The organism is Flavobacterium petrolei (assembly GCF_003314435.2).
GTDB lineage: Bacteria > Bacteroidota > Bacteroidia > Flavobacteriales > Flavobacteriaceae > Flavobacterium > Flavobacterium petrolei.
Genome location: NZ_QNVY02000004.1, coordinates 184,308 through 198,884 on the forward strand (window position 1 = coordinate 184,308; position 14,577 = coordinate 198,884).

Below are 14,577 nucleotides of genomic sequence, written 5' to 3' on the forward strand. Positions count from 1 at the left end.
AAGCTGTATAGCCCGACCCGAAGTTTTCAATAAGGGTCACGCCAATAAAAAAACCAAACCAAACTAAAATAAATAATGAACACAAAAAAATTAATTACAACGGGGATTTTTACCCTGATTACCATTGGAACTATGAATGCACAGAATAAATCTTATTTAGATAAAACAAAGCCTACTGAAGAACGTATCGATTTGTTGATGAAACAAATGACCTTAGAAGAAAAAGTGGGGCAAATGAATCAATACAACGGTTTTTGGGAAGTAACTGGACCGGCTCCAACGGGAGGAAATGCTGAATTGAAATACAAACAATTGCGCGCTGGATTAGTTGGATCCATGTTATCTGTTCGTGGAGTGAAGGAAGTAAAAGCGGTACAAAAAATTGCTGTAGAAGAAACCCGTTTAGGGATTCCATTAATCATAGGGTTTGACGTAATTCACGGCTATAAAACCTTGAGTCCAATTCCGCTTGCCGAAGCAGCGAGTTGGGATATGGAAGCGATTAAGAAATCGGCTCAGGTTGCTGCAGCCGAAGCATCGGCAGTGGGAATTAACTGGACTTTTGGACCTAATGTTGATGTATCACATGATGCACGTTGGGGTCGAGTAATGGAAGGAGCGGGTGAAGATGCGTATTTAGGAAGTAAAGTTGCAATAGCTAGGGTTACCGGTTTTCAAGGTGATACTCGAGCTGATTTGCTAAAAGTAAATACGATTGCGGCTTGTGCCAAACACTTTGCAGCTTACGGTTTTGCCGAAGCAGGTAAGGAATATAATACTGTGGATATTAGTAATTCTAGATTGTATAATGAAGTATTGCCTCCATTTTATGCTGCTAAGGAAGCAGGTGTTCGTACTTTTATGAACTCATTTAATATCTTAAACGGGGTTCCTGCTACAGGAAATGCTTTTTTGCAAAGAGATATTTTAAAAGTAAAATGGAACTTTGACGGATTTGTGGTTTCAGATTGGGCTTCGGTTCGTGAAATGATAATTCATGGTTATGCAAAAGATGGTGCAGATGCCACACAAAAAGCCGTAACAGCAGGATCTGATATGGATATGGAATCCTCTATGTATGTAGTTGAATTGGCAAAATTAGTTCAAGAAGGAAAAGTAAAAGAATCATTAGTTGATGATGCCGTTCGTAGAATTTTAAGAGTGAAATTTGAATTGGGATTATTTGATGATCCGTATAAATATTGTGACGAGAAACGTGAAAAAGCTACAATTGGTAATAAAGCCAATAATGAAGGAGTTTTGGACATGGCCAAAAAATCGATCGTGTTATTGAAGAATGAGTCTAATTTACTTCCGTTAAAAAAATCAGGACAAAAAATTGCTTTAATTGGTCCTTTGGCAAATGATAAAAACAGTCCATTAGGAAGCTGGAGAATTGCTTCTGATGATAATACTGCAGTTTCGGTATTAGAAGGAATGCAAAAATACAAAGGGAATCAGTTGACTTTTGAAAAAGGAGCTGATTTGACTATAGGTAAAACTGCATTTATCGAAGAATTGGTTTTCAATACAACTGATAGAACTGGTTTTGCTTCAGCTAAAAAAGCGGCAGCTAGTGCTGATGTGGTAGTTATGGTATTAGGAGAACATGGATTTCAATCAGGGGAGGGACGAAGTAGAACAAATCTTGATTTACCAGGTTTGCAACAAGAATTATTAGAAGAAATTTATAAAGTAAATCCAAATATTGTTTTAGTTTTAAACAACGGAAGACCCTTAGCTTTACCTTGGGCAGCAGCGCATATCCCTACTATTGTTGAAGCTTGGCACTTAGGGACTCAAACTGGAAATGCGGTAGCTCAAGTTTTATATGGGGATTATAATCCAAGTGGTAAATTACCAATGTCATTCCCAAGAAATGTAGGGCAAGTACCAATTTACTATAACAATTACAGTACAGGAAGACCAACTAATGGAGAGGGAAATGTGTTTTGGTCTCACTATACGGATGTGGAGAAAACCCCACAATTTCCTTTTGGTTTTGGATTAAGCTATACAACTTTTGATTACAAAAACTTAAAATTAGATAAAACTGCTATTGCTTTGGGAGAAGCGGTAAAAGCATCTGTAGATGTTACTAATACAGGAAAGTATGATGGTAAAGAGGTCGTTCAATTATATATTCATGATGAGGTAGCAAGTTTAGCTCGTCCGGTAAAAGAACTGAAAGGTTTTGAATTAGTTGAATTGAAAAAAGGGGAAACTAAAACAATAACATTAACATTGACAGGTAAAGAATTAGGATTCTTTGATAATAATGGAAATTACCTTGTAGAACCAGGGACTTTTAAAATCATGGTAGGTGGAAGCTCAGACAAAGGTTTAGAAAGTCGTTTTGAGATAAAATAATTTTATATAATTTAATATTTAAACCCGACAGCTTAAGAAACAGGTCGGGTTTATTTGTATTATAAACTTATGAATGCGAATTTTACGAATGAGAAAATTGAAAAGCAAATCTTTAAATTAATACAATGGAATACAATAGATGCGGAAAAAGTGGTTTATTATTACCACAAATTTCTTTAGGTTTATGGCATAACTTCGGTTCAGTAGATAATTTTGAAAATGGGGAAAATATTGTCAAAGAAGCTTTTGATAAAGGAATAACACATTTTGATTTAGCCAACAATTACGGACCAATACCAGGTTCTGCAGAGACTAATTTTGGTAAAATTTTAAAGAATAATTTCCAAGGCAATTTGCGTGATGAAATGGTGATTGCTACTAAGGCGGGCTATAAAATGTGGGACGGTCCTTATGGAGAATGGGGATCAAGAAAATACTTAGTAACGAGTTTGAATCAAAGTTTAAAGCGAATGAACCTCTATTATGTAGATATCTTTTATTCGCATCGTTATGACCCCAATACGCCTTTAGAAGAGACTATGAATGCATTAGACTATGCAGTTCGAAGCGGAAAAGCGTTGTATGCAGGAATTTCTAATTATCCTGCAGAACAAACGAAACAAGCTACCGAAATTTTACAACAATTAGGGACACCTTGTTTAATTCATCAAGAAAAATACTCCATGTTTGTGCGTACCTGTGAGGAAAGTTTACTGGACGTTTTAGAAGATAAAGGAGTAGGATGTATTGCTTTTTCACCATTGGCACAAGGACTACTGACCGATAAGTATTTGAAAGGAATTCCAGAAAATTCTCGTGCTTTTAATCCTAATGGTCATTTACAATTAGATGAAGTATCTGATGCGAAAGTGCTCAAAATAGTGGACTTGAATGAAATTGCAAAAAACAGAAATCAATCTTTGGCACAAATGGCTTTGGCTTGGCTGTTAAAAGATAACCGAATCACTTCGGTCTTAATTGGAGCGAGTTCAATAGGGCAGCTAAACAACAATATTGATAGTTTGCAAAATCTTGCTTTTACTCCAGATGAGTTGAATGAAATTGAGCAAATTTTAAAATAAACAGACGCTATCCCGTACTTACCAGATGTAAGATCAAAAACTAAGGCTCCGTTTTTTATAATTGGAGCCTTTTTTAAATTTTAGGATAAATTGATTTAAAACGATACCTAATTTTGATGTAATGTCTAATCAACTACATTAGTTGAAAATTAGTCTTTAGTAAAGTGCATTTTTTCAATTTATTTAAATGTGAATTCGAGTTGGTTTTAAAAATAATGGTTTGGTTTTACATGTTTTTTTCTTTTTTAACCTCATTCGGAGTTGAGCTAAATATGTTGTCGATTCAGGGGCGACGATTGCTTCTTTGGTTCCTTATCACTTATTTATAAATGGAGTAAAAATAAAACAAATAAAAGCCAAAAAATTGTATTTTTTGACTGTATCACAGGCTTGTTAGCTTGAGTAATATGCTTGTCTGATTGGTAAAAATTATAGATAAAAAATAATATCCAGAGGGGTGATATTATCTGAGAATCAATTGACAAAAATGTATCATCATATTTAGGTTTATAAGCTTAATTTTCAGAATTCAAATAAATATTTATAATTATGAATAAAAAAGGATATTATAATACTCTATATACAGTAACCTTTTTATTGGTAGGAAATTTTGTTTCCGGTCAGATCGACAAAGATGCAACTAAAGAAACCAAAGCCTTATACAAAAACCTGAAAGATATCTCTAAAAGGAGCATACTTTTTGCACATCAACATGCTACTGAATATGGCCATGGTTGGAGTGGTGATGCCAATCGCTCGGATGTAAAATCGGTTACGGGATCATTTCCTGCAATGGTTGGTATCGATTTTAGCGGATTATCTGGGGGATCAGAAGCAGATATCAAAAAAACTAAAGAAGACTTAAGAAAAAATGTTGTAGATACCTACAATAGAGGTGGTGTAACTACAGCTGCATGGCATTTTTCAAATCCAGCTTCTAAAGATGGGTTTTATTTGAGTGAGGGGATATCTTTAGCTTCAATGTCATTGATCAAGCCTGGAGGTTCAAAACACGAAGAGTATAAAAAAATTCTAAAGAATATTGCAGATTTTGCTAATTCTGTAATAGGGAGTAATGGCAAGTTGGCTCCTATAATCTTTAGGCCTTATCATGAATTTGACGGAGAATGGTTTTGGTGGGGAAAACCGTATACCTCTCGTGAAGATTTTATCGCCGTCTGGCAGTTCACAGTTTCTTACTTAAGAGATACTTTAAAGGTTCATAATTTCATATACGCATTTTCACCCGATGACAAATTTAATACGGAAGAGGAGTTTTTAGAGCGTTTTCCTGGTAATGATTATGTAGATATGGTAGGGATGGATAATTATGGTGATTTTGGAAGAGATGGGAATTATAATATTGAAAGAGCTATAAAGAAGCTTAAAATAGTTTCAGACTACGGTATTAAGAATAATAAATTAGCGGCGTTAACAGAAACTGGATTAGAATCGATTCCAAATCCAATATGGTGGACAGAAACTTTGCTAAAAGTATTGAAGTCTGAAAACATGCAATTGTCATATGTGTTAGTTTGGAGAAATGATACACAAAGTCCAACACATTATTATGCGCCATTTCCCGGGCAAGATAGTTCTCCTGATTTCTTGAAATTTTATAATGACCCCTTTACTATTTTTGAAAAAGATTTAAAGAAAATATACAAGCGTAAATTTTTAGGAATATTCTAATTTTTCAAAATACACTGTCCAGAGCTGAAAGAGGGATAGTGGATTAATGAAAAATAAAAAGCATAATTTTTTAAACAGTAGTAAACCAACGTTAACTACTGTTTTTTTGTGTTATAAGTTCTTATTTTGATTATAAAATTAACCCATTGGTCATAATTCGAAAAATATTTCTTTTTATTAATGATTTTGGAGAAAGAATTCTTGCTGCAAAAGTAAATTTAAAACTATGTCCGGAACAATAAAAAATTCATGAACTGGAAAAGACTCAAAATGTTGAGTTGGAGCGAGAGATATTAAAAAAAGCAATAGGTGTTTTTGCCAATAGCGGTCGATAATTTATAGTTTCATTAAAAATCGGAAGTGCTAAAAAATAAGAAGGACGACATTAAAACCTATGTTTTTATTTTATGAATTTAAAATAGTGGGCTACCTTTCTATTTAAGTTTCAAATTATATTCTTTTACCAATTCCAGTGTTAATTTGTCTGTCGAGAAAACAGTATTCAAACCTTGTGGTTCCTGCGGTGGATCAGCAGTAAAAGGGTCACCAATATTCCATTTTCCTGAAGGATTAACAGCTTTTCCTTCGCCGCCAAAACCCCAAAAATTAACACCCTGCAACGTCTCATTATTGCTGTGACTTAAAACTAATTTTTCAAAGAAAGCATTGTAAAATGCGTTTCTATCCAATACCGAGGAATTTGGTAGTAGGCTTTCATTGGCTCTTGGTAATCCAAATTCTTCAATTACAATGGGGCGACCTAATTTTTTGGCTACTTCGACATGCTCGTTTATGTATGCTTTAGCTTTTTCAATCGCAATTGGCAAAGTAGTTTTTGCGTCTTCAGCGTTGAACCAACCCCAGTTTTTTGGCCAGATATGCATAGTTAAATAATCAATTTTCGGATTCATATGCGTGCGTTCATAGGTAGCCAAATCATCATTTGATCCCGCTTTACCTTCAGAACCTGTCGAAATCAAATGATTGGAATCTAAACTATCAATCAAATCAATAGTTTTGTTAAACCAAGCAGTAAATTTTTTTTCGTTTTCGATACTAAGAACACGGGGTTCATTGCCTATTTGCCAAGCCATAATCGCATTGTCTTCAGTATATTTCTTGTTCGTATAGGCATTTGTTCGGCCCAAAATATATTTTATATGATTTTCAAAGGCCACCATACAAGGCTCACAACTGTGGTACTGTTTTACATAATCCATGAATTGAGGCCAAGAGTTGGGTTTAATGTTTGGATTCGGAATTTTTCCGAAACCGTTCCATTCTAAATATTGCGACATACCGCCTGACCATTCCCAGTTGTTGTTGAGGTATAAAACCGCATACATGTTGCGTTTTCCCATTTCAGCAATCAAGAAATCCAAACCATCCAGCAAATCGGCATTGTATTTTCCTTGTTCGTATTGCAAAGCCGGACTAACGGTAAAATCATAGGTTCCACCATCAGCACCTACTAAGATTCTTAAATTGTCAATACCATTTTTCTTCATTAAATCCAGTTCGCGAAGTAATCGTTTACGATCACCCACTTTTTTGGAACCCAGTAAACTGCCATACCAATAATTAGCACCCACATACGAATACGGTTTGTCACCTTTGTAAAATTGCGTCCCTTTTACAGTTATTGGCGCTTGTTTTTGTGCTGAACAAACAGTTGCCGAAGCACAAATAGCGAGCAGCATTATTTTTGAAACTAAATTCCTCATATTTTTTTATTTAGGGGATATTTCCAGCTACACGTTTTAATCTTTTATTTTTTAAAGAAAAAAATAAAAGGATTTACACTGCTATCTGGGCTAGGGCAATTGTTGTCGTCAAATATTTATAGGTTCCTTTGTATGCCTAATTTGGTAATACATACATTTTAGGCAATGTATTTACTAATACCGACTTTGGTTTACTGGTAAAACTTGTGAAGTCAGGTGCATTTGACAAAGAAGGAGTTGGCACATAATAACCATCTCGAGTATTGTTCCAAAACATTGCAAAACTAATCTCGACATTGTTTACAGTTAGAGCATTATATAAATAATTAGAGAACCATCCAGATATAGGAGTATTTGTAGTTGTTACTTGGTAACCAGTTTCGGTCAATGCGGCAATTTTTACCTTGCTTTTAGCTAAATCGGAGACCATTTTCAATTTTGAATTGGCTCTGTCTGAACCGGGTTGTCCTTGATTGTTAAAATCACCATAATTATCCATACCTAAAACATCAACAAAAGCATCGCCTGGATAGCGACTCAAATAATTAGCTGATGTTGTGTATGTATTGTCAGGAGAAAATGCATACAATACATTGTGCAGGCCTTTACTGTTTTTAAGATAATTGACAGTAAACTGAAAACCAGTTTTGTAATCCTCGGGTGAGCAATAATCAGCACCCCACCAAAACCAATTTCCGTCAAACTCATGAAAAGGTCTAAAGATGACAGGGATTAACTCACCATTGTTTCCTTTTAAATTAGAAATTACCGATGCTATTTTATCGAGTTTTAATTTATACCAATCATGCTTTGAGCCTCCCGGCAAAATACTTTTGAAAGAAGTAGCTTTTTCGGCTGCACTCATGTCATTAGCATAGAAACTGTCCTCTTTGTTTGGCTCTCTCAAATGCCAGCAGAAAAAATTAATCATACCTTTTGCGTAAGCTTGTTTGGCATCTTCCGTACTCTTTTTTTCTTGTTGGTAAAACCAGTTGTCGTTTTGACCCGTATTATTTTTGTCGGTAATAAACATGAAGTCAGAACCTAATAGTGCAGGATCATTTCCGGTTGTTTTTTTGATGTCGGACATTGACGATGAGCCATTGTTGTAAAAAGAATTGAATGCATCTTGTTGTCCAATGGCAAATTTAGTTTTAGCAAGTTTCTTTAGATTGTAAAATAAAGCAACCGTTTCTGCTGTAGCGCTAGCATCAACCATATATGTTTTTACATTCACGGTAGTTAAAGCATCTGTATCAGAAACTGGTGTATTGACTGGTGGCGATACAATCGTATCAGGAGTATCAAGACCTGAAGAGCAGCCTGAAATAAAGAATGTAAAGCAAAGTACTGGGATTAAAAGATATAATTTATTCATTTTTAATTGTTTTAATGCGGTTAATGATTTCTATACAAGCACGACCATTGTGATACGGGCATTTCCAGAAACCAGCTTTGTCTTTTTTTATTACTGAATAATCAGCATTAATCCCCCAATACCATTCTCCATTTAGGGTATCAAGAATGTGTTTTTTAACAAAATCCCAATTTTTTAATACAATATCTAAATAGGCTTTATCACTTGTTAATTGATAAGTATTAAAAAAACCTATCATCAGTTCTGCTTGTGGCCACCAGTGTTTTTCGGCAATTAATTGATTGCTTTCTGGGTCTAATTCATACCATAAACCGCCATCTACATCAATTCCTTCTTTTGTACTGTTAGTGAGTTGAATAGCGTGTATTTTGTACCGTGCAATCATTGTAGCGTCTTCTGAAATCTCGGCACATTGTAATAGGAGCCAGGCAGCTTCAATGTCATGGCCATAAGAAATTACATCGGGTTTTTCTATCCAGTTTTCATCAAAAAATAGCTTTAGATGCCCCGTTTCTTCGTTTATAAAATGAGTGTCGATAACCTGTAATATTTCGATGATATCTTTTTGTAAGGTCTCATCTTTCCACACTTTGTACAAATTAGCATATGCTTCGACGATATGCAAATGGGTGTTCATTGTTTTCTTTTCATTAGCGTCTTTGTCACTTAAACGTAAATCGTCAATGTTTTTCCAATCCCGTGTAAAAGCTTCTAGATATCCTTTTTTTATTGGATCATAACTGTGCTCTTGAATCTTTTTGTACAAATCAATCGCTACTTCCAACGCTTTATTATCTTTGGAAATAGCATAATATTCACTCATACCATAGATAACAAATGCTATTGCATAGATTTGGTTTTTGGTGTCTTTTGGAGTTCCATCGGAATGAAGACTCCAAAAAATTCCGCCAAATTCCGTATCATAAAAATGTGATAATATATAATCAAAAGCTCTTTTTGCTATTATTTTATGTTCTTCGTTTTTGGTTATTTGATAAGCTGATGAAAACGTCCATAGGATTCGTGCATTTAAAACAGAGCCTTTTTCGGCATCGATATTAATAATTTCATTAGAATCAATTTGACCAATGAAACCTCCATTTTTGGTATCCATAGTAAACTTTGACCAATACCAAAGGATAGAATCGAGTTCAGTAGTAAGTTCTGACTGTAATTGATTTATAGGTGTCGACACGTTTATGAAATTGCTTTGTTTTTATCTACTAGTCGAATAATAGTATTCACAGAACCTGCTGATGTAAAGGTATCTTCGGGCGTGTTTATGACATAATCAATCAATTTATCAACGGATGAAACGGCAACATGCATTCTTGTATCTGAAGAGGCATAATAGATATATACAGTTCCGTCGCTGTCTTCAATCCAACCATTAGAAAACACTACATTTGAGACATCGCCAATTCTTTCTATTCCTTCAGGAGCCATAAAGTGTCCTGCAGGTTTATAGATTACTTTTGAAATATCATTTAAATCTGTCATGAACATATATAGTGTATAACGCAATCCTGCAGCAGTATTTCTTACGCCATGTGCTAAATGCAACCAACCTTTTTCTGTTTTTATTGGAGCTGGTCCTAAGCCATTTTTAAGTTCATAAACAGTATGGTATTGTTTTCCGTAGATGATAGCTTCGTTTTGTACAATTGGATTTGTCATATCGTCAACATATCCTAATCCTACACCGCCACCGTTTCCTATGTCAATAAAACCGTCTTGTGGACGTGTGTATAAAGCATACTTTCCATTGACAAACTCAGGATGTAAAACTACATTTCGTTGTTGTCCTGTATTTGAAATTAGATCTGGTAATCTTTCAAAATTAATTAAATCTTTGGTGCGAACAATTCCTGCATTGGCAATAGCGGAACTAGTATCTCCAGCGGGGGCTTTTGGATCTTTTCTCTCAGTACAAAAAATGCCGTAAATCCAACCATCTTCATGGTTGACCAAACGCATATCGTACACATTAGTATCTGGTTCCTCGGTTTGGGGTAAAACACATGGTTTCTCCCAGAATTTAAAATTATCTAATCCGTTTGGACTTTCGGCGATTGCAATAAAAGATTTTCGATCGAAACCTTCTACGCGAACGGCAAGAATAAATTTATTTTCCCATTTTATAGCACCAGAATTGAACGCAGCATTAATGCCAATTCGTTCTAGTAATAATGGATTTGTATTCTCATTTAAATCATATCGCCATTCAATAGGAGTATGGCTTGCTGTAATGATGGGATTTTTATAACGAACGAATATACCGTTGCCAACAGATGACTGAGATTCGTTTTTTTGCTCGATAAGCTGCTGAAATTCATTTTCAATTTCAGCTTTTCTTTTTTGGAAACGGGTAATTACTGTTTTTGTATTCATAGTTGAAAGTGCTAGAATAAAGTATTAATTAGTTAAATTTCTTTTGCTGTTAAGTTCCTGTTCAATAATCTGTAATTTTTTTTCTGTTAGTGGGTAAAACACAATAAATAGTACTGAAATCACAGCGGCTAACGCTGGAAGTATACTAAGCATGAGTTGGATTCCGTTTTGTGTAACCGCAGTTTGTTCAATATTTGCTTGGAATCCGTAGTATGCCAGTAGCCATCCTGTCGCTGCACCTCCGATGGTCCATCCAAATTTTTGAGACATCGAAGAAGCTGAAAATACAAGTCCTGTAGCGCGTCTTCCTTGTTTCCATTCTGAATAATCAGCACTATCGGCATACATTGACCATATCAAAGGAAAGATACAGCCCGCACAAATGCTTATTAATACTTGGAAAATCATAATTAGTAAAACTTCTTCTTTTCCAAAAAAGTAAAAAATCACACTCAAAATCGCAGCCAAAGACATTGCTCCCAAAAAGGTGTTCTTTTTGCCAATTCTATTAGCAATTGGCGTAGCTGCAATTACTCCAATTATATTTGCTGCTTGTCCCAAAACCAAGTAAAGAGAAGTTGGTGTCATCGCAAAGGTTTCTCCAAAGAGATTAAAACTATAATTTACCGTATTGCTGACATAGTATTTGAAATAATAAACTGCTGCACCATCACGGATTGAATTAAAGATTAATGCCCCAATTCCTGCACCAAGAAGAATCCACCAAGGTTTATTTTTCCAAAGATCTCTTAGGTCTTCTTTTAAGTCAGTTTTTTCATCTGAAATTGGTTGGACTCTTTCTTTGGTTAAAAAAAAGCAACCCCAGAAAAAGAAAGTAGTGATAATTCCAAAGATTATAATGGTATACAACCACCCTTTTTCTGAATTCATGTTGCCACCAAAATAATTCACCAAAGGTTCGATGAGCCATAACGCTAATAAACTTCCTGCGAAAGCAAAAACCATTCTATACGATGAAAGAGTAGTTCGTTCTTTTCTATCGGATGAAAGTACTCCAAGTAATGAGGCATATGGTACATTTATAATAGAATAAACCATCATCATTAGTGAATAGGTAATGTAGGCGTAGATTATTTTTCCTTTTTCATCAAAATCAGGTGTATAAAAAGTTAGAACTCCGATTACTGCAAAAGGGATTGCAGTCCATAAAAGATAGGGTCTGAATTTTCCCCATCGCGTTTTTGTACGGTCAGCAATTATTCCTACTAGTGGATCAAAACAAGAATCCCATATTCTAGTTATCAGAAACATAGTTCCTACAACTGCTGGTGCCAAACCAAAAACATCAGTGTAAAAAAACATGAGATACATACTGAATATTTTCCAGAACATGGAGGAAGCAGCATCTCCTAAGCCGTAACCAACTTTTTCTTTTATACTAATTTTATTGTGCATTTTTTAGGGTTTATAGGTCTAGTTTTAATAAATTATTTTTGATACAGGTTTTCTTTTGCAGCTTCTTTTTCAAAGAAAGTTCGATCAAGATTATAAAAATCTACGAAGTCTTTTTCGCTAATCTGTCCTTTATAAGGTGCATAGTAGTGCATTTTTTGTTCTTTTTCCTGCCATCCGTCGTTTCTCCATACTAAGACATAGGAAATTTTGTAGTCACCTATGGCTTTCATGAGCGTATTAGTCCACCACTTATCATAAGGAATCGCTTCATAACCAGTTTCAGCAAATGCCATTATTTTATTTTGCTCTTTCGCAACTTCATTCATTATTTTAAATTGATTTTGACAATTTTCAACAAAGGAGTTATCTCTGGTAGGATCAGTGTATTGGTATTTGTCAAAGCTCAAGATATCTGCATAATTAGAACCTGGATAATATTCTAAAAATTCATCCTTCGTTTTAAAATCAGCAGTATTGTAGACATAAATTAAATTATGTACTCCTTTTTTTTGTAAATAATCAATGGTGAATCTCCATAAAAGTTTGAATTCATCAGGATTCCCGTTGTTCTTACACCACCAAAACCAATTTCCTGTTAATTCATGGTAAGGACGATACAAGATTGGAATTTGTTTACCCTTCCTATCTTTTAAAGTTAAAATGTATTTTGCAGCTTCATCAAGCCAAGATTTGAATTTTTCATGGCTTTCTCCTCCTGGTAAAGCAGAGACTAAGGATTTTGGAGTGGTATCCCATGCGTTATTTCCAGTTAAAGGATTGTCTAAATGCCAACTTAGTGTTACAACGCCGCCTCTTGTGTGAGCATCTTTTATAAATTGCCTCATTTTGTCAAAAGGTACACCGTCAATATTAGTTGTAGATTTTTTTTCCAAGCCGCCCAGATCCCATCCGTAAACTGCAGGATAATCTCCGGTAATATCTTTTACATCACTTCTTTTCGTTTTGTATTTCCAGTTTACTCCATAAGCTAGGTCGTCTTGATGCCCAAAAAGAATTCCTTTTTCTACATTTAATATCAATTTTTTGTATAGTATTTTCGTTTCTGCAGTCGCATTTCTATCAGTGAGAGACGATTTTGTATCACTATTTTGCGCTTTTGAAGAACAGGATGTCGCAATGCTAGTGCAGATAAGAATCAAATAAAATATTTTTTTCATTAGTAGTCAGATGGGAGAGTTGTTTTTTTGTATACTTGGTTTTTTACAATACAATCAGCGCTAAAATATGTAAAAATTATTTTTAGTACTTTAACTGCTAAAACTATAAAAATAGTGTGTAATAAAAATGATTCATATTTAATATTCATATTCTTTTTAAAAAAATGATAATTGTATTTTTCAAAGATAATTGCAAGACTCGCATTTAATTAATATTATTTTATCAATTATATATCATATTATTGCAGGTAAAAAAGAACGATATGAGCAATTTAAAGAATTTTTACCGAGAAATTCCACCATTATCCTCAGGCGATAGTTTTTTGGTATTTGACAGAGTAAAAGACAATTTTGACTTTCCGGTTCATTATCATCCTGAATTTGAGATAAATTTCATACAAAATGGTAAAGGAGTTAAAAGAATTGTGGGTGATAATATAGAAGAAATCGATAATATTGAATTGGTATTAATTGGCCCCAATTTATACCATGGATGGGAATTACATAAGTGTACTAATAAGCAAATTCATGAAATTACCATACAATTTCATAATGATTTATTTGATGAAACATTATTGTCAAGACGCATAATGAATCCTATAAAAGACATGTTTAATCGATCTATTCATGGTATTTTATTTTCAAAAAAAACTGCGGAAGAGCTTTCTTCACGATTGACTAAAATTTCAAAGTTAGATGGTATGGATTATTTTCTTGAAATCACATCAATACTCTATGATTTAGCAAATTCAAGAAATCAAAGGTTATTGTCAACATTTACTGTCGATTACGACACTTTTGACGATTATGATAAAATGAAATTAGTGTATGAGTATGTTCAAAAGAACTTTGCGGAGAAAATATCTCTGGATGATGTATCGAATGTAGCGAGTATGACTAGTATATCGTTCAATCGATTTATTAAGAAGAGAACTGGAAAAACATTTGTTAATTATATCAATGATATTAGAATTGGTTATGCTGCAAGATGGTTGGTAGAAAAAGATCTTAGTATTTCAGAAATAGCTTTTAAATCAGGCTTTAATAACATTGCAAATTTCAATAGAAGCTTTAAGTCTATAAAAAAATGTACTCCAAGTCAGTATAGAGAAGATTTTTCTGGTTTGAAAAGAATTTTATAGATAATTTGTTCTTATTTTCCTGTTACTACTTCGTTTTAAATTGAAATAAATGTTACTGTTGCTTATCTTTTAATTTCTTTTATGTCATTATTTAGTCAATAAAATTACGTTATGTATAATTTTATTGAGTTATTTTTTTGATATGTTTTACTATTTCACTTTAAAGTAAAAATATTATCATTAAATGATATAATACTATTAATT

At 33.9% G+C, this 14,577-nt stretch carries 10 protein-coding genes; 4 read left to right on the plus strand and 6 right to left on the minus strand.

The genetic code is table 11. The features are described 5' to 3' along the window. Window positions 1–75 precede the first annotated feature (75 nt). The 3 genes from bglX (at window position 76) to DR871_RS12555 (ending at window position 5,144) form a co-directional block, all read left to right on the plus strand. On the plus strand, window positions 76–2,370 hold the full coding sequence (gene bglX / locus DR871_RS12545) for a beta-glucosidase BglX (protein ID WP_113666575.1): 2,295 nt from the start codon (window positions 76–78) through the stop codon (window positions 2,368–2,370). Between the two features lie 125 nt (window positions 2,371–2,495). Continuing rightward, entirely contained in the window at window positions 2,496–3,452 is a 957-nt protein-coding gene (locus DR871_RS12550) for an aldo/keto reductase (RefSeq protein WP_113666574.1), read from the plus strand. 549 nt (window positions 3,453–4,001) lie between these two features. Further along, the gene (locus DR871_RS12555; RefSeq protein WP_113666573.1) at window positions 4,002–5,144 is read left to right on the plus strand and encodes a glycoside hydrolase family 26 protein; all 1,143 of its coding nucleotides are present in this window, start codon (window positions 4,002–4,004) and stop codon (window positions 5,142–5,144) included. A gap of 434 nt (window positions 5,145–5,578) precedes the next feature. Here the strand turns inward: DR871_RS12555 and DR871_RS12560 are convergent, their stop codons facing one another. The 6 genes from DR871_RS12560 to DR871_RS12585 form a co-directional block, all read right to left on the minus strand. Then, on the minus strand, window positions 5,579–6,868 hold the full coding sequence (locus DR871_RS12560; protein ID WP_113666572.1) for a glycoside hydrolase 5 family protein: 1,290 nt from the start codon (window positions 6,866–6,868) through the stop codon (window positions 5,579–5,581). A gap of 136 nt (window positions 6,869–7,004) precedes the next feature. Continuing rightward, the gene (locus tag DR871_RS12565; RefSeq protein WP_113666571.1) at window positions 7,005–8,246 is read right to left on the minus strand and encodes a glycoside hydrolase family 26 protein; all 1,242 of its coding nucleotides are present in this window, start codon (window positions 8,244–8,246) and stop codon (window positions 7,005–7,007) included. Further along, window positions 8,239–9,441, minus strand: coding sequence for an AGE family epimerase/isomerase (locus DR871_RS12570; RefSeq protein WP_113666570.1), 1,203 nt, complete (start codon window positions 9,439–9,441; stop codon window positions 8,239–8,241). Before DR871_RS12570 ends, DR871_RS12565 begins: the two co-directional genes overlap by 8 nt. A 2-nt stretch (window positions 9,442–9,443) precedes the next feature. After that, a complete protein-coding gene (locus DR871_RS12575) occupies window positions 9,444–10,637 on the minus strand; it encodes a glycoside hydrolase family 130 protein (protein WP_113637146.1) in 1,194 nt (397 codons plus the stop codon). A gap of 24 nt (window positions 10,638–10,661) precedes the next feature. After that, window positions 10,662–12,053, minus strand: coding sequence for an MFS transporter (locus DR871_RS12580; RefSeq protein WP_113637148.1), 1,392 nt, complete (start codon window positions 12,051–12,053; stop codon window positions 10,662–10,664). A 32-nt stretch (window positions 12,054–12,085) separates the two neighbouring features. Further along, window positions 12,086–13,231, minus strand: a complete 1,146-nt coding sequence (locus tag DR871_RS12585; protein ID WP_113666569.1) for a glycoside hydrolase family 26 protein — start codon at window positions 13,229–13,231, stop codon at window positions 12,086–12,088. A 263-nt stretch (window positions 13,232–13,494) separates the two neighbouring features. Between DR871_RS12585 and DR871_RS12590 the strand changes: the two genes are divergently transcribed. After that, window positions 13,495–14,373, plus strand: coding sequence for an AraC family transcriptional regulator (locus tag DR871_RS12590; RefSeq protein ID WP_113666568.1), 879 nt, complete (start codon window positions 13,495–13,497; stop codon window positions 14,371–14,373). Window positions 14,374–14,577 lie beyond the last annotated feature (204 nt).